The organism is Dawidia soli, from assembly GCF_018598185.1.
GTDB lineage: Bacteria > Bacteroidota > Bacteroidia > Cytophagales > Cyclobacteriaceae > Ohtaekwangia > Ohtaekwangia soli.
Genome location: NZ_JAHESC010000005.1, coordinates 47,149 through 72,773 on the forward strand (window position 1 = coordinate 47,149; position 25,625 = coordinate 72,773).

General features: G+C 54.5%; 14 protein-coding genes. 11 read left to right on the forward strand and 3 right to left on the reverse strand.

The genetic code is table 11. The features are described from left to right. Nucleotides 1–62: 62 nt before the first annotated feature. From KK078_RS04875 to KK078_RS04890, 4 genes are read left to right on the forward strand one after another with little or no spacing between them, the layout of a single operon-like run. Nucleotides 63–3,197, forward strand: coding sequence for a GH92 family glycosyl hydrolase (locus KK078_RS04875; protein WP_254089128.1), 3,135 nt, complete (start codon nt 63–65; stop codon nt 3,195–3,197). Nucleotides 3,198–3,204: 7 nt separating this feature from the next. Then, nucleotides 3,205–6,672 carry a glycoside hydrolase family 38 N-terminal domain-containing protein gene (locus tag KK078_RS04880; RefSeq protein ID WP_254089129.1) on the forward strand — a complete coding sequence of 1,156 codons (3,468 nt, stop codon included), beginning with the start codon at nt 3,205–3,207 and terminating at the stop codon, nt 6,670–6,672. Next, the gene (locus tag KK078_RS04885; RefSeq protein ID WP_254089130.1) at nt 6,657–8,198 is read left to right on the forward strand and encodes a sulfatase family protein; all 1,542 of its coding nucleotides are present in this window, start codon (nt 6,657–6,659) and stop codon (nt 8,196–8,198) included. The genes KK078_RS04880 and KK078_RS04885 overlap by 16 nt, the downstream gene beginning before the upstream one ends. Nucleotides 8,199–8,210: 12 nt before the next feature. Next, nucleotides 8,211–10,559 carry a GH92 family glycosyl hydrolase gene (locus KK078_RS04890; RefSeq protein WP_254089131.1) on the forward strand — a complete coding sequence of 783 codons (2,349 nt, stop codon included), beginning with the start codon at nt 8,211–8,213 and terminating at the stop codon, nt 10,557–10,559. Nucleotides 10,560–10,883: 324 nt separating this feature from the next. Here KK078_RS04890 and KK078_RS04895 read toward each other — a convergent pair whose 3' ends face one another. Further along, nucleotides 10,884–11,777, reverse strand: coding sequence for an NmrA family NAD(P)-binding protein (locus tag KK078_RS04895; RefSeq protein ID WP_254089132.1), 894 nt, complete (start codon nt 11,775–11,777; stop codon nt 10,884–10,886). 162 nt (nt 11,778–11,939) lie between these two features. On the opposite strand from KK078_RS04895, the gene KK078_RS04900 reads away from it, so the two are divergent. Together KK078_RS04900 and KK078_RS04905 are read left to right on the forward strand one after the other, a co-directional pair. After that, nucleotides 11,940–12,290, forward strand: a complete 351-nt coding sequence (locus tag KK078_RS04900) for a winged helix-turn-helix transcriptional regulator (RefSeq protein ID WP_254089133.1) — start codon at nt 11,940–11,942, stop codon at nt 12,288–12,290. A gap of 51 nt (nt 12,291–12,341) precedes the next feature. Next, nucleotides 12,342–14,381 carry a HelD family protein gene (locus tag KK078_RS04905; protein ID WP_254089134.1) on the forward strand — a complete coding sequence of 680 codons (2,040 nt, stop codon included), beginning with the start codon at nt 12,342–12,344 and terminating at the stop codon, nt 14,379–14,381. Nucleotides 14,382–14,483: 102 nt separating this feature from the next. Here the strand turns inward: KK078_RS04905 and KK078_RS04910 are convergent, their stop codons facing one another. Beyond that, entirely contained in the window at nt 14,484–14,891 is a 408-nt protein-coding gene (locus tag KK078_RS04910) for a winged helix-turn-helix transcriptional regulator (protein ID WP_254089135.1), read from the reverse strand. Between the two features lie 119 nt (nt 14,892–15,010). Between KK078_RS04910 and KK078_RS04915 the strand changes: the two genes are divergently transcribed. The 5 genes from KK078_RS04915 to KK078_RS04935 all read left to right on the forward strand — a co-directional run bounded on the left by KK078_RS04915 (nt 15,011) and on the right by KK078_RS04935 (nt 24,105). Continuing rightward, a complete protein-coding gene (locus tag KK078_RS04915; protein ID WP_254089136.1) occupies nt 15,011–15,376 on the forward strand; it encodes a DoxX family protein in 366 nt (121 codons plus the stop codon). 150 nt (nt 15,377–15,526) lie between these two features. Beyond that, nucleotides 15,527–16,327, forward strand: coding sequence for a hypothetical protein (locus KK078_RS04920; protein WP_254089137.1), 801 nt, complete (start codon nt 15,527–15,529; stop codon nt 16,325–16,327). A 204-nt stretch (nt 16,328–16,531) separates the two neighbouring features. Then, entirely contained in the window at nt 16,532–19,087 is a 2,556-nt protein-coding gene (locus tag KK078_RS04925) for a discoidin domain-containing protein (protein WP_254089138.1), read from the forward strand. Between the two features lie 386 nt (nt 19,088–19,473). Next, nucleotides 19,474–22,518 carry a SusC/RagA family TonB-linked outer membrane protein gene (locus tag KK078_RS04930; RefSeq protein ID WP_254089139.1) on the forward strand — a complete coding sequence of 1,015 codons (3,045 nt, stop codon included), beginning with the start codon at nt 19,474–19,476 and terminating at the stop codon, nt 22,516–22,518. Between the two features lie 18 nt (nt 22,519–22,536). After that, nucleotides 22,537–24,105 carry a SusD/RagB family nutrient-binding outer membrane lipoprotein gene (locus tag KK078_RS04935; RefSeq protein WP_254089140.1) on the forward strand — a complete coding sequence of 523 codons (1,569 nt, stop codon included), beginning with the start codon at nt 22,537–22,539 and terminating at the stop codon, nt 24,103–24,105. 66 nt (nt 24,106–24,171) lie between these two features. On the opposite strand, the gene KK078_RS04940 is transcribed toward KK078_RS04935, so the two are convergent. Continuing rightward, nucleotides 24,172–25,512, reverse strand: coding sequence for a DUF418 domain-containing protein (locus KK078_RS04940; RefSeq protein ID WP_254089141.1), 1,341 nt, complete (start codon nt 25,510–25,512; stop codon nt 24,172–24,174). Nucleotides 25,513–25,625 lie beyond the last annotated feature (113 nt).

Sequence of the window (25,625 nt, forward strand, 5' to 3'; positions counted from 1 at the left end):
TTTTATTTATACCCTTCCCGGCCCGTAACGCAGGCCGGGGAGGGTTAAACCATTTAAGCGTAATGAATAGATTCATTGTTCTCGTACTTCTCTCATTGATCGGCATCGATCGTGCCGCAGCCACCGACATCTGGAGCATTGGCAAGAACGACAACGCTGCCGCCGACCTGGCGCTCGGGCCTGCAGATTATAAGAAATTTCTAAGCCGGGATTTCGGTTTCGAAGACCGCTTTTTCCTGGTCGGTCGTTCAAATGCCGCGAACGACTTTCCGTATGTGCTTCCCGGCCCCGACGACACCTGGGGGGGCACGTGGGGTACGTCGGGCTGGCGTACGCACGAGATCAACATTCTGTTTGGTATAAAGACACTGCCGGCGGGTGGCCCGTGGAAGCTGGTGATCGACCTGGTCGATGCGCATCCGCGCAAGTCGCTGCTGAAGGTGGGGATCAATGAGCAACAATTCGAGAAATTCCTACTGCAAGGTAAAGCCGATGCATCGCTGACGGGAGGTGCTCCCGCCCATGCGGAGCGTGTGCTGGAGATCCCGTTGCGGGAAGGCGTGATCCGCCGCGGTGGCAACGGGATCATGATCACGGTGCTGGAAGGATCGTGGGTGGTATTTGATCATATCCGCCTGGAAGGTCCCAACGGTGTTACGCTGACGATGAATGACGATGTGTTTTTGCGCAGCGTAAAGCCCGCTGCCTATGAATTGAAAGACGGCAAGAAGAACATGCAGCCGCTGCTGGTGGATGTCGAGCACCTGGCCGGCCATCCGCGCCTGGAGGTACAGCTCGATGGCAAGATCATCTTGCAAAGCATGCTGGACTCGGCCCGCTACCAGTTGGAAGCGCTTATGCCAGCCGTTGCGAAAGCCACCACGAGCCAGTATCGCATCCTGGTCAATGGCAAAGAAATCGAAGCGGGTGCTGTGCAACGCACGCCCGGTAAAGTACAAACTCCGGCCGACTATGTCGACACGCGCATCGGCACCGCGCACTCGCGCTGGATGATCGCGCCCGGACCGTGGATGCCCTTCAGCATGGTAAAGCTCAGCCCCGACAACCAGAACATGGGCTGGCAGGCAGGTTATCAGCCGACGTTCGAGACGATCGGCAGCTTTACCCACATCCACGAGTGGACCATGGCCGGTCTGGGTATGATGCCGACCAATGGTGCGCTGCAGACGAAAGTAGGGGGCGAGTTCGATCCCGACGGAGGTTACCGGTCGCGCATCGACAAGGCGACGGAAGAAGCGCCGCTGGGCTACTATAAAGTATACATGCCCGATACCCGCATCTGGGCTGAAGTAACGGCTACGGAGCGCGCGGGTTTTCAGCGCTATACCTTTCCAAAGGACCAGGATGGCCGTGTTATGATCGATCTGCATGTGCAGGCCGAATACGACTATAAATTGCTGGACGTTGAGATCAGGAAAGTAAACGATTACCGCATCGAGGGCCGCAGCCACCAGATCTCACCCCGTCCCACGGTGTGGAGCAACGATGCCGACCAAGAATATACTGTGAATTTTGTCATTGAATTCGACCAGCCCATCAAGAAGATCGGCGGGTGGCTCAACGACGAGCTGGTAGACATCAGCAAGCTGCAGGGAAAGGACCTGAAGGATGCGGGTGTATATGTCGAGTTCGACACGAAGAAGTCGGCGGTTGTACAGGCGCGGTCGGGTGTTTCGCTGGTGAGCATTGCAAACGCGGGCGAGAACCTGGAGAAGGAAATTGCCAGGCCTTTCGGCTGGAAGTACGACGCCGTGGTGGAAAACCAGAAGAAGGTGTGGAACGGCTACCTGTCGCGCATCACTGTTACGACCAGCAACCGGTTGGAGAAGGTGCGGTTTTATACCAACTTTTTCCGCTCGCTGTGCCGCAATACGTGGAGCGACGTAAACGGTGAGTGGATGGCGCCGGACGAGACCAAGCAGAAATTCAGTAACCCCAACCACCTGGCATTGGGTTGCGACGCCTTCTGGAATACATTCTGGAACCTGAATCAGCTGTGGAACCTGGCGACGCCGGAGTGGTCGTCGAAGTGGGTGAACTCGCAGCTCGCGATGTACGACGTCAGCGGCTGGCTGGCCAAAGGTCCGGCCGGAATGGAATATATACCGGTGATGGTGGCCGAGCACGAAATCCCGTTGATGGTGTCGGCGTACCAGATGGGCGTCCGTGACTTTGATGCCGAGAAGGCGTTTCAGGCCATGAAGAAAATGCAGACGACTCCGGCCGGTCCCGTGGCGGGTGGTTTTGCGGGCAACCGCGACCTGGTGTCGTATATGAAGTATAAATATGTACCGTCTGATCTCGGCAGGTTCTCCAACTCGCTGGAGTATTCGTACGACGATTGGACGGTGGCGCAGTTTGCCAAAGCGCTGGGCAAAGATGCCGACTATAAAGTCTTTGCCGAGCGTGGCGAATGGTGGCGCAATGCGTTCAATCCTAAAAACGGCTATGCTCAGCTACGCGACAGCAAAGGCGTGTTTACGGAGCCGTTCGATCCGTTCCAGTCGGGCCGCAATCACCACTATGTGGAAGGTAACTCCTGGCAGTTGAGTTTCTTCGTGCCGCAGGATGTGCCGGCGCTGGCCGGCGTGGTCGGGCAGAAGGCCTTTGTCGATCGTTTGAACTGGGGTTTTGTGGCCAGCGAGCCGTGGCGCTACAATGCGCCCAACGATCAGTACTGGGATTATCCGGTGGTACAGGGCAATCAGCAATCCATGCACTTTGCCTTCCTGTTCAATTGGGTAGGCCACCCGTGGCTGACGCAGAAGTGGAGCCGCTCGATCCTGGAAGAGTACTATGGCGGCGGCCTGGCCAATGCCTACCTGGGCGATGAAGACCAGGGCCAGATGAGCGCCTGGTTTGTGATGGCGTCCATCGGCCTTTTCCAGACGGACGGCGGCTGCCGAACGGAGCCGGTATACGAGATCGCCAGCCCGCTGTACGAGCAGGTCGTCATCGACCTGGGCGGACGTTACGGTCGTGGTAAACAGTTTGTGATCGAGGCGATGAACGCGTCGCGCAATAACAAATATGTGCAGTCGGCGACACTCAACGGCAAGCCGCTGACCTCCTTTAAATTCCCCGCGAAGGAATTGCTGCAAGGTGGTAAGCTGACGCTGGTCATGGGCGACAAGCCGAACAAACAATGGGGTCTTGAAGCGGCAAGCGTAAAGTAGGAGCGTAGTGATCAGGAAGATTTTATACAGCAGCTGCGTGCTGGTGGCGGTGTTTTGCCGGGTAGCGACGGCCCAGCAGATAGACGTGTACACGCCGGTGGCCCCCGGCGCTATAAAGGTTGAATCCAGCAGCGCGTTTCCGGGGTTCAATGACGAAGAGACCATCAATGGAAGTGGCATGAAAGGCCACTCCCACCTTTCGCAAAATCTGGGCAAGACGATGTGGATATCCAAACCTTCCGACATGCCCGTGCAGGCTCGTCCGCAGACGCGCGCGGGGGCGGTATGGTTGCTGTATGAATTCGATCGGGAGCGCACACCGGACTTTGTGGAGATCTGGAATCATAACCAGCACGACCACACCCGGCGTGGATTGCAGAAGGTATATTTACAGTATTCGCGCGACGGTAAACAGTGGGAGACGCTCAAGGACGGGGCGAACGACTATTTCATCCTGCCCGAGTCCATTGGCCGCCATGAAGAACCCGCAGACTTCCACCTGGATCTGCGCGGCGTGTCGTTTAAGTATTTCTGTATTACGGCCGACATGCAACGCGGAAATTATTATCACGACGGTACGGAACAGACGAAGCAGGATGCTGTCTGGAAAAACCAGAATATAAACTTCTATGGGTTAAGCGAGATTCGATTCTATGAAAAGAGCAAGCGCAGCCTTTCCGGTATGGCCCGGGTCAACGACGTCGTATTCTTGCCCACGCAAGGTTACCGGAAGACACCCGAGGGGCCGCGCCGCGAATACAAACTCAGGTTTGATGCGCCGTTGTATGACGGTGCCACGGTGGAGCTATCGTTCGGCGGTAAGAAGGTCCGTGAAAAAATTCCCGCCTCGAAGATGGGCCTCTATAATTTTACAGCCATGTTCCCGCCGGGCATGATGGAAGAGGCTGTAGAAGTAGCCGTTACGTTTCAAAGCCGCCAGGGCACGGTACAGAAAAGCCTGATGATGGAAGGTGCGCGGCGATGGGAAGTATACTTCCTGCCGCATTCGCACCTGGATATCGGCTACACGCACCGGCACGAAGATGTGATGACGTTGCAGCTGCGCAACATCGAACACGCGGTAACGCTGGCGACCCGGACGAAGGATTATCCCGAGGGCGCCCGTTTTAAATGGAATGTAGAGACGATGTGGCCGGTAAACGAATACCTGACACGCTACAAAGGCACGCCGCAGGTGCAAGCCTTTCAGGATGCGGTAAAGCGTGGACAGATCGCATTGAACGGCGCCGTGGGTAATATTCTGACGGGGCTTTGCAAGCAAGAAGAAATAACGCACCTGTTTGACGATGCACATCGTGTGGGGCAGGCGTTGGGTGTAGACGTGCGTACCGTCATGATGTCGGACGTGCCGGGGGTGTCGTGGGGAATGGTGACGGCCATGGCTGAAAATGGCATGAAATACTTTTCCATGGCCCCCAACTATGTACCCTACCTGGAAACCGGCGGCAGCCGTGTCGGCCTGGCGCACAAGGAGTGGGGCGACTATCCGTTTTACTGGCAGTCGCCGTCGGGGGACGAAAAGGTGTTGTGCTGGTCTGCCGGCAAGGGGTACTCTTTCTTTCACGACTGGCTTGCGGGCCGTCTTTCCTCGAGTGGCCTCGATCCCGTGTGGGAGTATCTGAATACGCTGGAGGCGAAGGAGTTTCCCTACCGGTACTCGTACCTGCGCTATACGGTGCATGGCGACAATGGTCCGCCCGACGCGGAGATGCCGGATATCATCCGTAAGTGGAATGAAGAATATGAATCGCCCCGGTTCCACATCGGCACGACGGAAGAGCTCTTCACCCGCTTCGAAGAAGAGTATGGTGATAAGCTGCCGACGTTCAAGGGCGATTTCACACCGTATTGGGAAGATGGCGCGGCGTCCACGGCGGCGGAGTTGTCCCTGAATCGTTATACGGCAGAGCGTCTTAACCAATTGGAGATCGTGTGGTCGATTGCCCACCCTGCGGGCTATCCGTCGGAAAGTTTTTACCAGGCATGGCGCAACGTGGCGTTGTTTTCCGAACATACCTGGGGTGCGTCGGCCAGCGGACCCGAGCCGGATTCTGAATTTACCCGCGCATTGTGGAAACAAAAGCAGGCCTTTGCGTTGCGTGCCGACTCGGTTGCGCAGCAGATCACCCGGGCATTGTATAAGTCGCTGGCAGTGGATGACCGCGGCCAGTATATCCAGGTGTTTAACACCAACCTTTGGCCGCGCACAGACGTGGTAACCTTTACGACGACGCAAGACCTGAAAGAAAAGAGGCTGGTAGACGATAAAAACAATGCCGTCGGGTTGCAACAGACAGGAATTAACACGTGGACGTTTATGGCTGCTGACGTGCCGCCGCTCGGTTCTGCTGTATACCGGCTGATACCCGCCAAACCATCACCCGGTGTTGCAAAGTCCCCCTTTACCCTGCAGGGCAACACGCTATCGAACGGCCTCGTTTCGGTCGTGGTGGATCAGCAGAACGGTGCGATCACTGCATTGCGGGCCGGTGGAATCAACTATGCTGCCGGCAAGGGCCTGAATGAGTATATCTACACCGGGCTCAATGCCGCGTCGCCACAGTATGTTGCGGCGGTGAAAAGCATCGAGCGCCTGAACGAAGGACCGGTGTCGGCAACGTTGCGCGTAACGTCGGATGCGCCGGGTTGCCACAGCCTGACGCGCGACATTACGGTCTACAAGGGCATCAGCCGTGTTGATATCACCAACGTTGTCGATAAGAAAGATATACGTGAGTTTGAAAGTGTGCGCTTTGCGTTCCCCTTCAACGTGCAGAATGCCGAGACGGTGATCGACGTGCCGTTTGGCGAGATTCGTCCTGAACGCGAGCAGCTGTCGGGTGCTAATAAGAACTTCCACTCGGTTAACAACGGGGTGTCGATCTCCGGTATACGGCAACACGTATTGCTCACTACGGTGGGTACGCCGATCCTGGAAGTAGGCGGGATGCAAGGCGAGGCCTGGATGTCTGATACCCGCGAGTTCCTGGCTTGGAGCCGTTACGCTACGTCGTCGCCGACGGTATATTCCTGGGTGATGAATAACTCGTGGACGACAAATTACAAGGCTTCTCAATCTGGTCCGGTAACATTCCGGTATTCTATTATTCCCCTGGCGCCGTATTCGCATGAAGCGAAGCAGCGCAGTGTCGAGATCGCCCAGCCTTTGGTGGCCGTGGTATCAACCAATGCTGTACCCTACAAGACCTTGTTTCGCGTGGGTGGTAACAACAAGATCGCGGTGTCGACGCTGCGGCCTGCGAAAGACGGTAAAGGTTACCTGCTGCGATTGGTGAACCTGTCGAACCAATCGGTACAATCGACATTCGATTGGGGCGCGATCCGTCCAGCCGGTGTGAAGGCCTGCGATAACGAAGAGCGTACTACCGGCATCGTCGTCGACCAAACATTCTGGATGAAACCTTACGGAACGGAAACATGGAAGGTACAATAAAGATTATAGGCCTGCTGGCTTTCCTGGCGGGCATTTGTGGGAAGGTGGACGCGCAATCCGATACGGGGGCACGCAAGCCCAACGTCATCTTTATCATGGCGGACGACCACGCGTACCAGGCCATCAGTGCGTATAGCGATGCGTTGATTCAAACGCCTAACATCGACCGCATCGGTCGCGAGGGTGCTGTGATGCGTAAGGCGTTTGTGACGAACTCCGTGTGTAGCCCCAGCCGCGCGGTGATCCTCACCGGCAAGTATTCACACCAGAACGGCCAGCGCGACAACGGCACGTACTTCGACGGCAAGCAGGTGACGCTGCCCAAAATATTCAAAGCGCACGGCTACCAAACGGCGTTGGTCGGCAAGTGGCATTTGTTCAGTCAGCCCACGGGTTTTGATTACTGGAATATTTTGCCCGACCAGGGCCACTATTACAACCCGGCCTTTATCAACATGGGGAAAGACACCGCGTATACCGGCTATGTGACCGATGTCACGACCGACCTGGCATTGGACTGGATCGAGCGCAACCGCGACACTCCGTTCTTTATCATGCTGCACCACAAGGCGCCGCACCGGAACTGGATGCCGCCGCTCAAATACCTAAAGGATTTCAACGATCGCCAGTTTGCGTTGCCCCACGACTTTTACGACGACTATACCGGGCGTGTAGCCCTGCAGCGGCAGTTGATCTCGATGAAAGAAGGGCTCGATGTTCGGTACGACAGCAAGGTGCCATGCGACACGTGCACCAGCAAGAAGGTAAACAGTTGGGCTCCCGCCGAATTTCAACGCGAGATGGAGCGCCTTACGCCGGCGGAACGCCGTACCTGGGACGACGCGTATCGCCATGAGTACAAAGCCTTCGAGGCGATCAAAGACAAAGACCAGTTGCTGCGGTGGCAATACCAGCGCTTTATGGAAGATTACCTCCGGTGCGTCCGCTCGGTGGACGACAACATCGGCCGCGTGCTGAAGTACCTCGATGATAAAGGTCTTGCGGATAACACCATCGTGGTGTATATGTCCGACCAGGGCGTATACCTGGGTGAGCACGGCCTGTACGACAAGCGGTTCATGTATGAAGAGTCGTTCCGTACGCCGATGTTGATTCGCTACCCCAGGGCTGTTCCGCAGCACCGGCAAATCGACGCTTATGCGCTTAACCTTGACGTGGCGCCGACGCTGCTGGACCTTGCCGGCATTGCGGTTCCCGGTGATATGCAGGGTGTGTCCATGAAAACATTGTTGCAAAAAGGGAAAGACAAAACCTGGCGTAAAGCCGTATATTACCACTATTATGAGAAGTCGTTTGGCGCCACGGCGCACTACGGCATTCGTACGGAACGCTACAAGCTTATGTACTTCTACGACCCCGTGCAGGCGTGGGAGCTATATGACCTGCAAAAGGACCCGCACGAAATGCACAACCTATATAACGATGCTGCCTATGCGGCGACCGTCAAAGAATTGAAACAGCAGCTCAAAGCGCTGCAAGCACAGTATAAAGATCCGGTACCCTAAACGAAAATCCGCATGAATATACCATCGATAAAGACAATCCTGACAGCATGCCTGCTGGCCGCCGTTTCGGCAACGGCCCGGGCACAGGAAGATTATACCACGTTCGTCGACCCGAACATCGGCACGGCTCACAGCCGTTGGTTCTTTTATACGCCGTCGGCCGTGCCGTTCGGCCTGGCCAAGCCCGCACCCGCCACCAATGCGCACTATGGCAATGTGCATGGCTGGGATGCCGTAGGCTACGACCATCGTCACGAGTCCATCGAAGGTTTTCCGAACCTGCACGAGTTCCAGGTTGGCGGTATCGTGTTTATGGCTTCGACCGGAACACTGAAAACCATCCCCGGCAAGCTGGAAAACCCGGATGAAGGATACCGCTCGCGGTTCGACCGCAAGGATGAGGTGGCCGCTCCCGGCTATTATTCGGTGCTGCTGAAAGATCACGGTATAAAGGCGGAGCTCACCGCCACCAAGCGGGTGGCGCTGCACCGCTATACATTTCCTGCCGGCAATCAGTCACACATTCTCTTTGATATCGGCAATAAACAAGGGGAGAGCGGCGACGTAAAGGACGCGCGTGTATACATAACGTCCGACGGCCGTATTGAGGGCTTCGTTACTACACTGCCGGTGTACGTGCAGAAGTATCAGCCCGGTGCGGAGGTGAGCATGTACTTCTCGGCCGTGGTCGACAAGAAACCGACGGCCTTTGGTGTATTCCAGGGCGCAACGGCCAAACCGGGCGCAATGGAGCAGGCCGGTAAAGGCGCCGGTGTATACCTGACCTTCGCTACGCAAAACCAGGAAAGCATTACCATCAAAGCCGGCTTTTCGTATACCTCCATCGAAAACGCGCGTTTGAATTTACAGGAAGAAGCACGGGACCTCACGTTCGACCAGGCCCGCGCCGGCGCGCACACCACCTGGAATGACTACCTCGGCCGGATCAAGGTCGAAGGCAAGGTGCGCGAAGACAAGGTAAAGTTCTATACCGGGTTGTTTCACGCGCTGCTGGGCCGCGGCCTCGCCAGCGATGTGAACGGTGCGTACCCGAAGAACGACGGCACGGTCGGGCAAATAGCGCGCGATGCCGCCGGTAAGCCGGTACACCATCATTACAACACCGATGCCATATGGGGTGGATTCTGGAATCTTACGCAGCTGTGGGCCATAGCATACCCCGAGTATTACTCGGACTTTGTGAAGAGCCAGCTCCTGGTATACAAAGACGCAGGGTGGCTGGGTGACGGTATTGCCAACAGCCGCTATGTGTCGGGCGTGGGCACTAACTTTGTAAGCCTGGCGATGGCCAGCGCGTATATGGCTGGTATCCGCGACTTCGATGTAGATCAGGCATACCAGGCATCGCTCAAAAACGAGATCGACGGCAAAGACCGGCCGCGTGGGGCAGGTAAGCTGGACGTTGACCGGTTCGTGCAATACGGCTACGTTCCGCACCTCGACGATGGCAGCGACTGGCAGGAGACATGGAAATTCTCCGCGTCTCATACGCTGGAGTATTCGTTCAGCTCGTATGCTGTAGCGCAGTGGGCAAAAGCCCTGGGCAAGAAAGCCGACTATGAAAAGCTCATGCGCCTGTCGCGCGGCTGGGAGCAGATCTTCGATCCGGCGCTAAAGCTCGTACGGCCCAAAACGGCGGACGGCAAATTCATCGACAACTTCAAGCCCAGCGAGCCCTGGCGCGGCTTCCAGGAAGGCAATGCGTGGCAATATACTTTCTATGTGCCGCACGATCCCGAAGGGCTTGTCAGGAAGCTGGGGCAGGATAAATTCAATGCGCGCCTCGACAGCATCTTTACCCTGTCGCAAAAGAATGCTTTTGGAGGCGGCACCACGCTCGACGCCTTCTCAGGCCTGGCGGGCCTATACAATCACGGCAACCAACCCAACCTCCATACGTCATGGCTCTTCAACTACTCGGGCAAGCCGGCGTTGACACAGAAGTGGGTGCGCGCGATCTGTCAGGAGTTCTATGGCACCACCGGTATCCATGGCTATGGCTATGGCCAGGACGAAGATCAGGGACAACTTGGGGCCTGGTATGTCATCGCCAGCATGGGCTTGTTCGACGTGAAAGGACTGACGGATCTCAAACCGACGCTTGGGATTGGCAGCCCGGTGTTTGACAGGATCACGGTTCAGCTGCGTGCACCGTATGCCACGGGCAAGGAGTTTGTGATTGAAACGCAGAATAACGGCGGTGAGAATATTTATGTGCAGTCGATCAGCCTCAATGGGAAGAAGGTGAAGAAGGCTTTTATTGCGCTGGATGATATTAAGAAGGGTGGGAAGCTGAGCTTGCAGATGGGCAGTCAGCCGAAGAATGATTATAGCCGCTAAGGTTAGCAATATTTAGGTTAGGAAAAGAGTGTGAGGCTGTCGATATGACGGCCTCTGCTTGCTCTTTGTAACATCATTTGCGTAGCAATAAGAGCCGCGCGTAGCGCGAAAAGAGCGGGGTTGTAGGGGCGAAGTCCCTACAAAACATCAGCAACTGACGCGAGTGTTGCCCTGAGGCAGGGCTGACACTCGCGCCAGTCATTTCTTTTTTTTGCGCTACGCGCGGCTTGCTTTTGCTGGCGCAAAATTATGCGCACAAATCTTAGCTTCTTTCGGGGCTAAGACTCGTATCGGCAATAGATCGCGCGCGGCGCTATTTACTTATTATTGAGCCGAAGTAAACGCGGCACGGAACTCAGCCGCGAAGTCTTCGAGCTTCGTTGGGCCAGGTGCAGGATTGGTCTTTTCGAGATCTTCCTGCATCCGGCCTGTGCGGAGCGCGATGCCCATTTCAACGAATGGTCCGGCATGCGACGCCGGTACGCCGGCATCCAACGCGCCTTTCAACGCTTGCTCGTCGGTAAATACAACCCAGGGTATATTCTTTCCGATGGCCTGGCCGAGGACGCGCGCTACGTCCTGCAAGGTGCGGTGGTCGCTCACGATGTAGCGGAACGATTTTCCTGTAAAGGATACCCCGAGCAATTCCTCCAGCGCTACGGCGGCGATGTCACGGGTATGCACCAGGGGAACCTTTTGGTTTTCGAGTCCGAAGTTATCGCCGAGGATGCCGGCGTTGTTGATCAGGCCGATCTGATGTGTGAAATTATAGAAGAAGTAACCGGGACGCAGATGTTTTACGTGTATGCCGGGTAAGCCGTTGAGCATCTTTTCAAAGTCGGCCAGGGCATTTACGGGACCTACGCCCTCGCCGAGGTGCGCGCCGATACTGCTGAGGTTAACGACATATTTCACGGTACTGCCTCGCAGGGCATCGGTGTAGGCACGGCCCACCTCGTTTTGCGCTGCGCGCCAGTCGGTTGTTTGCCAGATGGGCGGGATCATGGAGTAGACCGCGTCGGCCCCTTGAAATGCCCGCTTTACGAAGTCTCGGTCGGAGACAGAGCCCACCAGGGCCGTGGCGCCCAGGGCTTCGATCGCGGCTACCTTGCCGGTGTCGCTGGTGATCACGCTTACTTCTTTTCCGGCCTTCACCAGGCCTTCCACGACGGGCTTGCTAATGTGGCCGATCGATCCGGTAATGACATACTTTTTCATGGAATACATGGGTTTTTTTAACTGTGATAATGAAATCAGGCAGCCACTTGTCGCGAACAGAAATGGTGTTGCAATACTAACGTGAAGGTCTTACATTTGTTAGTAGGAATGTTTTACTGATATAGTCTTTTTTTATAGACCAATATTGAAAATCAAATAGTTATGACTGTTAAGACGAAAGAACTGGAGAATTGCCCGGTGACAGCGACGCTGGAGATCATCGGCGGGAAGTGGAAAATGCTGGTTATTTATCTCGTCAGTAACGGCATCAACCGTTTTGGTAAAATGAGCATGATGATGAAGGACATCAGCAAGCAAATGCTCACCACGCAGCTGCGTGAGCTGGAGCGCGACGGATTGCTGGAGCGCGTGATCTACCCGGAAATACCGCCCCGTGTGGAGTACTTTCTTACCCCGAAGGCAAAGGCGCTGCTGCCCGCGCTGGCCGTATTGCGCGACTGGGGTGTGGAATATGCCCTGGGAGAAAAACCGGCTGAAGCGGTAGCGGAATAGCTACGCCATCCCTACAGGCCCATTTTTTCAAAATCGTGCTACCTTTGCGCGATGATCAATCGTACAGAACAGGAAGAGCGTGAATACCTCGAAGTCATAAAGGAAAAGCTGTTGTATGCCATCCGACGCACGGAAGACACCGTGCGTAATTATTCCACGGAGCTACGGCAAAATAAAGAATACATGTATGAGCACCAGTCGGGCATGGACGAAGCCGACATGGTCGCTTCCGAGCAGTCGATCAACCGCATGGCTTTTACCGGCGAGTCGGCCGTGGCCCGCAAACGCAAGCTGCTCAAGCTGGGGCAGTCGCCGTACTTCGGCCGCATCGACTTCTTGCAGGAGGGCAAAGACCAGGAGAGCCCGGTATATATCGGCATCTATTCGTTTGCCGACGAGCGCGCCAACCTGATCTACGACTGGCGTGCGCCGGTGTCGTCCATGTTCTACGACTTCGAGCTGGGGCCGGGCTGGTATACGACACCCGGCGGCAAGGTCAGCGGCGAGATCACGCTCAAGCGCCAGTATAAGATCCGCGAGGGCCAGATGGAGTTTATGATCGAGAACGCTGTCAACATCCACGACGACGTGCTGCAACGTGAGCTGAGCAAGGCCTCGGATGAGAAGATGAAAAACATCGTGGCGACGATCCAGCGTGACCAGAACGCCGTGATCCGCAACGAGACGGCGCCGGTTATGATCATCCAGGGGGTGGCCGGCTCGGGCAAGACCTCCATTGCGCTGCACCGCATAGCCTTCCTGTTGTACCGCTTCCGCGATGAGATCGCGGCGAAAGATATCCTCATCATTTCTCCGAACAAGGTCTTTGCCGACTATATATCCAACGTACTGCCTGAGCTGGGAGAGGAACAGATCCCTGAAATGGGCATGGATGAGCTGGCCGACGTTCTGTTGGAGAACAAATATCGCTTCCAGACCTTCTTCGAGCAGGTATATGCGGTGCTGGAAAAGCCCGATGCCGCCTTTATCGAACGGATCAAGTTCAAGGCGTCGCCCGAGTTCCTCAGCCAGCTCAACCGGTTTATCATCCATCTCGAGAACCACTACTTCAACGAAACGGAGATCCGCGTAGCAGGTGTGGTCGTGCCCTGGCCGTTTATCCAGGAGCGGGTAAAGGCGTATCACCGCGTGCCGATCTTCAAGCGATTCCCCGAGGTGGTAAAAGATGTATTCCAACACATTCGCAGCCAGACGAACCGCAAGCTCAACGGCCAGGAAAAAGCAAAGGTATGGGAGGCCGTACCGCGCATCTTCAAGCTGACCAACGTAATGGAGGTATACCGCGAGTTCTACAAATTCATCGGCAAGCCCGAGATGTTCCGCATGATGCACGGTGAGATGTTGGAATATGCCGATGTTTTTCCGTTGATCTATTGCAGGATCCGCCTCGAGGGCATACCGGCATATGATCACGTCAAACACCTGCTGGTAGATGAGATGCAAGACTATACCGCGATACAGTATGCGGTGTTGTCGCGGTTGTTCAAATGCCGCAAGACGATCCTGGGCGACGCCAGCCAGCAGGTGAATCCTTACAGCGCATCTTCCGCGGAAGCGATCGAACGTGTATTTCCCCAGGGTGATGTAGTAAAGCTTTTCCGGAGCTATCGCTCGACGTTGGAGATCACGGCCTTTGCTCAGCGCCTGTTCGCCAACCCCGACCTGATCCCGATGGAGCGCCACGGCGACGTGCCGCAGGTGAACGGTTTTGAGAGCAACGCCGAAGAGGTCGAGGCCATCAAACAGCACATTGCTGCCTATAAGGAAGCCGGGTATCAATCGCTCGGTATCATTGCCAAGACGCGCGATCAGGCGGCGTATCTGTATAAAGAACTAAAATCACCACACGTGCACTTGCTGACGACCGACAGCACGGCATTTCACGAAGGCGTCGTCATTACCACGGCGCATTTGTCAAAAGGGCTGGAGTTTGATGAGGTGGTCGTGCCGTTTGTGTCGGCCCGGAATTATAACACGACGGTGGATAAGAGCATGCTCTATATTGCTTGCACGCGTGCGATGCATAAGCTTACGCTGCTGTATACACAAGAACGTTCTATTTTTATATAGATATTAGATCTGACGCAAGTCTGTGGCGGTGGGAAGTTTTCGCGTGGATGACGGCAGTTATAAACTGCCTACCGCCTCCCGGCACAAGTTTCCGCGTCTCCGCTAACGCTTGGCGCTCAAACTTGCGCCAGTTGTCGAGGCTTCGCGCATGATCTTTTCCTTGTGCGACGCGCCCCATTCGGCCAGTGCCTGGATCACTTGTTTCAGGCTCTCGCTATAGGGCATTAGCTCATACAGCACTACGGCGGGCGATTCGCTGGTGACGGTTCGTTTTACAAAGCCATTCAGCTCCATATCCTTCAGCTCATTCGAGAGTACGCGCGCCGAGATGCCGGTGATGAGGCGCTGTAATTCATTAAAGCGTTTGCCGCCGTCGCTCAGGGATATAATGATCCGCAGCTTCCATTTCCCACCGATGGCATACAGGGCATCACTCACCGCTTCCAGGTGATTCATACACTCCCGTGTCGGCGGAAATACACCATGTGTACGTTCTGGGACTTCATTCATACGATAAAGGGATTTAGCGCGGACCCGGTAACCTGAAGGTTAGTGCTAACCTCTTGGTTACCACCGGAGCTCCGGCTGCAAGATTACCTAATTTTGCGCACTACTAACAGCTAAATAAAATGAAAGTAAAACGTATTGTAACGATTGTAATGACGGTTCTGGCCGTGCTGATGACAGCCTTGAGTGGTACGATGAAATTAACGGGAAGTCCCGATGTCGTGCGTATGTTAAGCGCCATGGGAGTCACCAGGCTCATCCCGGTCCTGGGCATCCTGCAGTTGGTCTTTATCGGTCTGTTTGCTTATCCGCCGACGCTACGGATCGGCTTCATTCTGCTATCGTGCTACTACTCCGGCGCCCTCGCCACCGAGATCTTCCAGGGAACTACCTTTAATGCTCTCATACCGCTGGGGCTCATTTGGATCGCTGCATTCCTTCGTGATCGCGCGATCTTTCTGACGGAGAAGAAACAGATGCCTGCCTGACACCGGCGGCAGGCCGCATATGGCAGCCTCGACAAAGCTCTCATAGCTTCCCCAAAAGAAACTCCGTTTCGCGGAGTTTCTTTTGCATCCTCGTTACACCGGGTGGTGTCTATATAGCGTTAAACGAAACGCAATACAAAAATACCCCCGATGAAACACTCCCTGATCTATCTTTCTCTATCGTTGCTGCTATTGACCCGCTGCAGCTCGGACGACGACCATCAATCCGTCGAGGAAAAGCCCCGTCTTCTTTCCGTCGCCATGTCCATGGAACATAACGACGGTACCTTTCGTCCCAGTTACACCCGCAGATTTATCTACTCGTCGGCCGGCCGTCTCGAACGCGAAGAATATGCGGGGTATGAAAGTGCAGAAGATAAATTCTACGTCCTCTGGACCGATACTTTTACCTATGCCGGCGACGAGGTTGCCCGGATCGACCGTACCTACACCGAGGGCGAGCGGAGCGGCACCACCCGGTACACGTACGACGATGAAGGCCGCATCTCGGCTATCCACTTAGACGACGGTACGCGTACCGACGTCACGGTCACATACGAAGATGGGGACACCATCAACGCGCTCTATGAGCAGGGCAACGGCCGCTGGTTCAAGTTTCGCATGGCGATGTCGGGCGACAACATTGTCTACGGCAAAACCATCGACGACTCCGGGCGGTTAGCCAACGAGACGTATTATGCGTATGATGAGCATACCAATCCCTACAGCCTGCTGGGCTTTACCGATATGTTCTTCGAGAATGCATCCCACAACAACAGGATCCAGCAGAACACTACGTATTATACACCCCAGCAACCTACTTCGACACCCTACGCGCACGAGTATACGTACGACCAAGGTCTTCCGGTAAAACAGACTATCCGGTACAAATCGCCGATCACGGGTAACCCAAGCGGCGTGATCCAGTGGGAGTTCGGCTATGAAGAGTAACCAGGGTAAACGATAGATTCCGATACATTCCGACGGACTGTGTCAGGGTCTTTTGCAATTATTGAACGGTTATCGCCAGTTATTAAACGGAGCAGTGTACTCACACCTGCTCCTTTACTTTTACGCGCCGTTATACCCGTCGAGGGGTATGTGAAACGTGTAGCCGGAAAAGTTACAGTGCAGAAACGATAAACCGTACTATATATGCAAAAACTGAGACTACTATTGTTTTTACCACTGCTGTTGCTTGCCGGTAGCGCCTTTGCGCAGACCTGCTACAATATCGTGGGCTACTATCCTTCGTGGGTAGCCGGGGGAAGCGCGTACATCAATTCTCCGTCCAAGATCGATTACAGCAAGTATACGCACATCTGCTATGCGTTCGTGATTCCCGGTACCGACGGTAACATCGGTGGTGTGGGCAACGGCGCCGAACTGACGAACCTCGTGACCCGGGGGCATGCGGCCGGCGTAAAAGTGTTGCTGTCGGTAGGGGGGTGGCTGGATTCATCGCCCGGCAACACGCCCTTTGAAGCGATCTCTACCAACACGGCTTCCATCACCCGCCTGGCTGACGCCTGCGCGCGGTTGGTAACGCAATACAACCTCGACGGTATCGACCTCGACTGGGAGTATCCCACGACGAAAGCGCGTTGGAATGCACTGGCCCCGGTCGTTGCCAACCGCATGCACGGCATGGGCAAGCTGTTTACGGCTGCCGTGGCCGAAAGCGCTTATTATGGCGACAACTACGACAATGTCGGCATCGTGGACTTGCTCAACATCATGTGCTACGGTCCGTACTCCATGGCACGTGACGCCATGCAATACTGGACCAACCGCGGTGTGCCGCAGAGCAAGCGCATGCTGGGTGTACCGTTCTACGACGAGCACAACACCACGGCCGAGCACGTTCAGAAGTCCAACCTGGCCAAGACCACTGCCGCCGGCATTATGATCTGGGACATTGCCACCTTCTACGGCGACATCAATTCCATCTACAACACCCTCGGCAATGTGTGTAACAATGCCACACCCGTGCCGGCTAACCTGGCGCTGAACAAGCCGGTAACGGTATCGTCTACGGAAGATCCGCAGTACGCCGCATCGTATGCGGTAGACGCCAGCTATAGCACCCGCTGGTCATCGGCGTTCACGAACGATCAGTGGATCTATGTGGACCTTGGCGGTCCGTATAGCATCAACCGGGTAAAGATCACCTGGGAAGCGGCGTATGCCACGGCGTATGAAATACAGGTATCCGACAATCCCGCGGCCAACGATTGGAGAAGCATAAAAGCTGTCACCGGAAACAACGCGCTGGTCAATGATCACACCGGTTTGAGCGGCAACGGCCGTTACGTGCGTATTGCCTCTTCGGCCCGTGCCACGGCCTATGGCTATTCGATCTTTGCGCTGGAAGTATATGGGGCGCAAGCCGACAACCAGGCGCCGACGGCACCGGCGAACCTGCGCAGCACCGGGGTAGCCGCCGGCAGCGCGAGCCTGGCGTGGAACGCCTCGACCGACAACTTGGCGGTAACAGGTTACGACGTATACAAAGACGGTGTACTGGCTGCGACTGTTACCGGCATAACGTATACGGCCACCGGCCTGTCTGAAAACACGACATATACTTTTACCGTGAAAGCAAAAGACGCTGCCGGAAACAGCTCTGTTGCCAGCAACAGCGTGAGTGTTGTGACGCCGGTGAATATTGCCCGCAACAAACCGGTTACGGCTTCTTCCGAAGAGACCGCCGATTATGTGAAGGCGAATGCCGTCGACGGCAACCTGACCACCCGTTGGTCGACGTCGTTTGCCGATCCGCAGTGGATCTATATCGACCTCGGTGCCCGCTATGATCTGAACCGCGTCCGTACGGTGTGGGAGACGGCCTATGCCACTGCCTACGATGTGCAGGTATCTGACAACCCCGCGGCCAACGATTGGCAACAGCTTTACAGCACGACCACCGCTACCGGCGGCACCAACGATATTCCGGTAATGGGGACAGGCCGTTACGTGCGTATCTACGCGACAAAACGCAGCACGGTATATGGCTATTCCCTCTGGGAAGTGGAAGTATACGGCACACCGGCCAGCGAAGAGCCACTGGTGAACCTGGCGCTGGACAAACCAGCCGAAGCTTCATCGCTGGAAGACGCTACCTTCCCGGCCGGCCTGGCCGTAGACGGTAGTGTTACCACCCGGTGGGCCAGCGTCGAGGGCGTTGATCCACAGTCGATCACGGTGGACCTGGGTGCAGCCTATGACATTCGCCGGGTGAAGCTGGTGTGGGAAACCGCCTATGCGAAAAACTACACGCTCGAAGTCTCCACTGACGGCAATGTCTGGAACGAAGTATATAACACGACGACAGGCGACGGTGCTACGGACGATGTCGCGCTCACACCGATACCCGCCCGCTACGTACGGCTGAACGGTACGGCCCGTGGCACGACCTACGGTTACTCGCTGTACGAGTTAGAAGTGTACGGTGTGGCAACGGCTGCGCGCATGGCACTGTCGGTCTACCCGAACCCCGCACGAGAAACCATCGGTGTAACCGTACAAGGTGCTTCGGGAAAGGCCAACATCCGAATCGTAAACACGGCTACCGGACAGGTATCGCACACGTCTGCGGTAACGACTGAGGGAACGACACAGATCGGCGTTGCCGGCTGGCAAAAGGGTATATACCTGATCCAATTGCAGACGGAAAAGGAGACACTTCGTCAGCGGCTCGTCATCGAATAAAGATTCTATAGTATATATGTAACGCCAAAGCCCCACTGATTCAGTGGGGCTTTCTTATGTGCGCTACCCGTGCAAGAATACTCCCCCGGATTACGGTAAGTAGTGAGATTAAAAAATTAAGAATAATGTGGGCCGTGCAAATTTAATCTTACATGCATGGCGAGGCCGGATGCCCTAAACCGTGCGTTTAAACGCTCTTTTGTCGACCGGACAGTACATTGTGTACGCACACGTTGTAAGCGTTCGCGTCCACGATTGTTGTATGTCCTTGTTTTTCATTTTCGCACGGTCTACTTTGCGCCCGTTTTGCTAAATAGGTTTAGCTGACAGCTAAAAGCGTTTAGCATAACCGCAACTAACTTAACTAATTAAACGCTAACATGTTTATGAAAACAACGTTTCGCATCCCGCTGACAGTTTTCTTGTTGCTGGTGTGTGCCTACGCAGGTGCGCAGACGGTTACTGGAAAAGTCACATCCATTTCCGAAGGAAGTGGCATGCCCGGTGTTTCGGTTTTGCTGAAAGGCACGACGATCGGAACAACCACCGATGCTGATGGTAATTACACCCTCAGCAATTCGGGTCTCCCCACAGGTACGCTTGTCTTCTCATTTGTCGGCTACGGCACAGAAGAAGTCGAAGTGGCTAACAGAACACAGATCGACGTTCAGATGACGGAAGACATCTTTTCACTGGGCGAGGTGGTGGTCACCGCGTTTGGTGTGAAACGTTCGGAGAAGACGGTGACGTATGCTACGCAGCAAGTGAGCAGTGATGAGCTGACACGTGTAAAAACGGATAACATGGTGAACACCCTCAACGGTAAGATCGCCGGTGTGACGATTACACCCAGTGCTTCTGGTGTAGGTGGTTCGTCAAAAGTCATTCTACGTGGTAACCGCTCGTTCGTAGGCAATAACCAACCGCTCTACGTCATTGACGGTGTTCCTGTAACAAACGCGGGTAACTCCAACGGCCAGCCCAACTCACCATTTGGTGGTTCCACTAACGTGGACGGTGGCGATGCAATTTCTACTCTGAACCCCGATGACATCGAAAGCATCAGCGTATTGAAGGGTGCTTCTGCGTCTGCGTTGTATGGTAGCCAGGCGGCGAACGGTGTAATTCTCATTACTACCAAAAAAGGTAAAGAGGGACAAACACAGATCAACTTCAATTCATCGATCATTGCGAGCAAAGCGGCGTATACACCTGACTTCCAAAACAGCTATGGCAGAACAACCGAAACGGCCAGCGACAGCTGGGGTGCTGCGGCTGCCGGTACAGGTGATAAAAACACCGATGAGTTCTTCCGCACGGGTATCAACTGGACAAACTCGATCAGCCTTTCGGGCGGTAACGAGATTGCGCAAACATACTTCTCGTATGCGAACACAAAAGCTACCGGTATAATGCCAGGCAACGAGATGAAGCGTAACAACTTTATGTTCCGAGAATCGGCCAAGTTCTTCGATAAGAAACTGACCGTGGATGGTAGCATCAACTATACATCGCAAGAGATTGATAACTCACCGGCGATGGGCTTGTATTTCAATCCGCTCACGGGTCTGTACCTCTTCCCGCGCAACGAGGACATCATGCCGTATAAAAATCAGTATGAATACGCGCTTGAGAAAGGTTACGACCGTCAGAACTGGTATAACAACGAAGACATTCGTCAAAACCCTTGGTGGGTTGTAAACCGCAACTTAAACGAGTCCATTCGTAAACGTTACCTCATGACGGGAAGCGCTAAATGGGAATTCAACAAAAACCTGAGCCTCGCGCTTCGCGGTAACATCGACCACCTGGAAGACAGCTATGAGCAAGATCTTTTTTCCGGTACTGTAGCGGCATTGGTGAGATCAGGTTCGGGACAGTTCATCCTCAACACACAGACAACGGAACAGAAGTACGGCGACGCTTTGCTGACGTTCACGGTGCCCATGGAATCAGCCTTCAAGGTTGACGGTCTCGTAGGCACGAGCATCACCGACAGCTATGTGACAGGTACATCGCTGGGTGCGGGGAATGGTTTGAAAGTCCCCAACTTGTTTATTGCCCAGAATACCGTGCCCTCGGGGCAGGTAAGCAATGCTTCTACCATGAAGTTGAACCACACACAATTGCAATCAGTTTTCGGAAACGTGAACGTCGGCTACAATGAGTGGCTCTTTCTGAACGCTACGGCTCGTAACGACTGGTCGTCTAACCTGGCCTTTACCTCCAATGGTTCATTCTTCTACCCGGCAGTGGGTCTTTCCGGTGTGCTGACGGATGCCCTCGATTTGCCGAGCGTACTTACCTATGCCAAAGTTCGCGTGAACTATGCAGAAGTAGGTAACACCGTGCCGATCTATGCACCGAACCCCCGTAACTACCTCGATCCTAACACCGCTGCTATCGTGATAAGCAACGTGTTGCCGTTTGCAACGTTGAAGCCGGAACGCACGAAGACCTATGAAATCGGTACTGACCTCAAGTTCTTTGACAATCGCCTCAGCGTCATGTTCAACTACTACAAGTCGAACACGTTTAATCAGTTCGTGAGACTGACACCTTCTGCAGCGACACTGCATGAGGTCGGTTATATCAACGCGGGTGAAATCGAAAACAAAGGCTTTGAATTCCAGGTGGGCTACGACGTCGTCAGCAATGACAAGATCAAATGGAATACCGCGCTTAACGGTTCACGTAACGTAAACACGATTATTGACGTCGCCAGCGACAGAAATATCAATAGCTTCGTATTGACACCGTCGAATAACACCAACTACCAATCTGAAATGCATGTAGGAGGTTCGTATGGTGACATCTACGGTTACAAAGCAAACCGTGATGCACAAGGTCGTATCATCGTCAATAACGACGGTAGCCCAAGCAAAAACAACGCGTTCCAGTACATCGGTAACCCTACACCGAAGTTTGCAGCAGGCTGGACGAACACCGTATCCTACGGCAAGTTTACGCTGAACGTATTGGTGGACGGTAAATTCGGCGGCCACGTATTGTCACTGACGCAAGCATACCTGGATCAGTATGGCGTGTCTGAAGTTACGGAAGATGCTCGTGCACAAGGTGGCGTGAAAGTGAATGGTGTTGATGCCGACGGTCAGGCTGTTGAAGGCGCTGATCCGGAAGCATGGTACAAAGCTGCCGGTGGCCGCAATGGTATCTCCGAATTCTATATGTATGATGCCACGGTAGTGCGTCTGCGTGAAGCATCGCTGGGCTACACGCTGCCAATCAGCAACAATGTGATCAAGAGCATGCGTGTATCACTCACGGGCCGTAACCTGATGTACTTCTATAAGAAGGCGCCGTACGATCCTGAGCTCACCATGTCTACGGGTAACGGTTTGTCGGGTGTCGACATCTTCAATCAACCAGCTACCCGCAACATTGGTTTCATGGTAAATGTTACGCTATAACGAATAAAGACTACAACGATGAAAACAAAATATATCTTAGGAATCCTCGCGGCGGCCGTCCTGGTAAGCTGTACGGATAATTTCGAGGACTATAACACTGATACCACGGGGCTGGGCGATAACGAAATTGTTATCGAGCAGATGTTCAAACCCATGCAGCATGAACTTTTCCACGACTATCAGACGGCCCAAAACCTGGGCGCAGACGCGTATGCCGGCTACATGATGTCGCCTACGCCGTTTCAGGCCCAGTACAACCTGAACTACGCCTTCGTAGACGGATGGAATAACAATGCTTTCAAAGGCATGTATAACTATGTGCTGTTGCCGATCGACAAGGCAGGTAAGTCGGGCGCGCGTGAAAAGGCTCCTGATCTGTGGGCGATCGCGCTGATTCTGAAGGTGGAGGCTATGCACCGTGTAACGGATAAGTTCGGTGCTATTCCTTATAGCAAAGCCGGTGCAACTCCGACCCTTGTACCCTACGATGACCAGAAGGACATCTATAACCAGTTTTTTGCAGAATTGGATACGGCTGTCAGCAACCTGGAAACGTTCTTGGCCAATGACGGCGGCACGCCGTTTCAATCGGAAGATTTGTTCTTCAACGGTGATTATGCGAAATGGATCAAGTTTGCCAACTCACTGCGTCTGCGTCTGGCCATGCACATCGTAAAAGCTGATGCGGCTACGGCGAAGCGAGAAGGTGAGAAAGCGATGGCCCAGCCTCGTGGCCTCATGGCGACACCTGCGGATGACGCCGCACGTGCGGTGACCAACGGCACGAGCGATCTGTACATGATCTCTCATGATTGGGATGACAATCGTATCAACGCTTCTATCCTCAGCTACCTAATTGGTTTCAACGATCCTCGCTTGAGCATTTACGCACAACCGGCTACAAAACCCGGCATGGCAGGTGAATACATCGGTATCCGCATCGGTACCGCTATCCCCGCGAAGGACGATTACAAAACGTATGCAAGCATAAACACCACCACTACCTTTACACAGACCAAGGCACAACAGCTGATGTGTGCTGCTGAGTCCTGGTTTCTGAGGGCTGAAGCTTCCCTGCGTGGCTGGCAAGGCGCTGGTGATGCGAAAACCAACTACGAAACCGGCGTGCGCGTGTCCATGCAGCAGTGGGGGGTAGTAGACGGTGCTACGGTTGATGCATACCTCGCAGACGACGAAAGCACACAAGTTGGATATGTCGACAAAGGCGCGAAGACTGATGTAAACGACTCGGCTCCTATTTCAACCATCACGATTGCATGGGACGAAACGTCTTCCAACGAGGTGAAGCTGGAACGTATCATGACGCAGAAGTGGATTGCGATGTTCCCGGAAGGTATGGAGGCGTGGACGGAGTTCCGTCGCACCGGCTATCCTAAACTGTTCCCGGTCGTGAACAACCTTAGCAACGGTACGATCGACACCGACATCCAGGTAAGACGTCTGGCCTACCCCACCGCGGAGTACAGCACCAACGGTCCGTCTGTACAAGACGCTGTTTCGAGAATGGGTGGTGCCGACAACGGTGGCACGCGGCTCTGGTGGGACGTAGATAAAGCGAATTTCTAATCACCTCCAATACGAGAAAAGGGCGTCTACACCAGGCGCCCTTTTTTTTTATATCGGTAAGGGATATCAGGCTGCGGGTACCACCGTTGTGGAAACGCCCCGTACCAGCGGCGGCCGCTTCCAATACGTCAGACTCCGCCATACCCACTCCAGCGGACCATACAGAAAATACCGTAGCCATACCGCACTGAAGATGATCTGGAACACCCATACGCCCACCACCACATACCACAGCTCGCTGCGGGTAAGCTTGCCGTAGAAGCCCAGCCCATAGCCGTGAAAGAACAGCGTGCAAAGCACCGACTGCATCAGGTAGTTGGTAAAGGCCATCTGGCCTACGTTGGCAAAGGGTTTCAGGAACCAGTCCATCCAGCCGCTCTTCCAGGCCAGGATGATTAGGCCGATGTGGCCGCACGTAACCAGCAGACGGTGGAGCTGGTATATTTCGATCTTGACGGGGCGGACCTCCAGGTAGCGGTAGTAATCAAAGTTCACGGCGCGGTATGCGTTGCCCTCCAGGATACCCCAGCCAAAGCCTACTATATACCCTGCGACTACAAACACACCGTACAACCATAAAGGCTTGTCGCCGGTCAGGATGCCGGTCTTATAGAAGACCATTCCCAGGAAGACGAACAACATCACGTCAAAGAAAAAACCGTCGTACATCTTGGTGCTTTCAAACGAACGGATCAACGGTGCCAGGTGCTGCCAGATGTCGGAATAGGATTTTTGCATGTCGCTGATCTTTTTTCTGGCACCCTCCCGCAGCTTGGTCACGCTGCTTTTTTCTTCGATCATCTTCCAGGCCTTTAAGTCCTCCTGCTGTTTGTCTGTTAAGGGTTTCTTTTGTTTTTCCAGTTGCATGGCGGCGTGCGCCCGGTTGCGTACCGCCAGCCGCTCGTCGGTGCGTGACCAACCTTTATAGACCGTTACGGCGAAGCAGAACACGGCGAGGGCGACGAGCAGCTTCACCGAGCTGTTGCGAAAAGGGAACAGGAACAGGCCGCACAGGGCGTACGCATAGAGGATGTCGCCAAACCACAGCAGCACGTAGGCATTGAACAACCCGAAGAGTAACAGCCAGATCAGGCGCCGGTAATAAATGTCAGCAGCGGCCAGTCCCGGGTGTTGTTTGGCAAGGCGGTGTACAAGCAGGAGCATGCCCGCACCGAACAGCATGGAGAACAGCCCGCGGTACGAGCCTTCCACCAGGAAGTTGGTGACGTACCACGAGGCCAGGTCGGCGTGGGAGGTTTCGTTGTAGACCAGCAGGTGACGCGATGCCTGAAAGGGCCGTCCGAAGCCGCCGATGTTGAGGATGAGGATGCCGCACAAGGCGATGCCCCGTATGGCGTCCAGAATGAAAAGTCGTTCTTTTTGTTGAAGAGGTTGTATTGTTTCCATAACGAGTATATAGCTAACGTGAAATAATATACGGTGTACGCCGTGAGCATACACCGATATTTACACGAGCGGTATCGAATTGTTGGAATGAGCCGCGGTATCGGTATATATTT

Bases quoted from the DNA above. Each gene is read 5' to 3' on its own strand.
- KK078_RS04930 (WP_254089139.1), top strand. From the start codon at position 19,474: ATGAAAACAACGTTTCGCATCCCGCTGACAGTTTTCTTGTTGCTGGTG.
- KK078_RS04895 (WP_254089132.1), bottom strand. From the start codon at position 11,777: ATGAAAAAGTATGTCATTACCGGATCGATCGGCCACATTAGCAAGCCC.
- KK078_RS04940 (WP_254089141.1), bottom strand. From the start codon at position 25,512: ATGGAAACAATACAACCTCTTCAACAAAAAGAACGACTTTTCATTCTG.
- KK078_RS04910 (WP_254089135.1), bottom strand. From the start codon at position 14,891: ATGAATGAAGTCCCAGAACGTACACATGGTGTATTTCCGCCGACACGG.
- KK078_RS04875 (WP_254089128.1), top strand. From the start codon at position 63: ATGAATAGATTCATTGTTCTCGTACTTCTCTCATTGATCGGCATCGAT.
- KK078_RS04920 (WP_254089137.1), top strand. From the start codon at position 15,527: ATGAAACACTCCCTGATCTATCTTTCTCTATCGTTGCTGCTATTGACC.
- KK078_RS04885 (WP_254089130.1), top strand. From the start codon at position 6,657: ATGGAAGGTACAATAAAGATTATAGGCCTGCTGGCTTTCCTGGCGGGC.
- KK078_RS04905 (WP_254089134.1), top strand. From the start codon at position 12,342: ATGATCAATCGTACAGAACAGGAAGAGCGTGAATACCTCGAAGTCATA.
- KK078_RS04915 (WP_254089136.1), top strand. From the start codon at position 15,011: ATGAAAGTAAAACGTATTGTAACGATTGTAATGACGGTTCTGGCCGTG.
- KK078_RS04935 (WP_254089140.1), top strand. From the start codon at position 22,537: ATGAAAACAAAATATATCTTAGGAATCCTCGCGGCGGCCGTCCTGGTA.
- KK078_RS04890 (WP_254089131.1), top strand. From the start codon at position 8,211: ATGAATATACCATCGATAAAGACAATCCTGACAGCATGCCTGCTGGCC.
- KK078_RS04925 (WP_254089138.1), top strand. From the start codon at position 16,532: ATGCAAAAACTGAGACTACTATTGTTTTTACCACTGCTGTTGCTTGCC.
- KK078_RS04900 (WP_254089133.1), top strand. From the start codon at position 11,940: ATGACTGTTAAGACGAAAGAACTGGAGAATTGCCCGGTGACAGCGACG.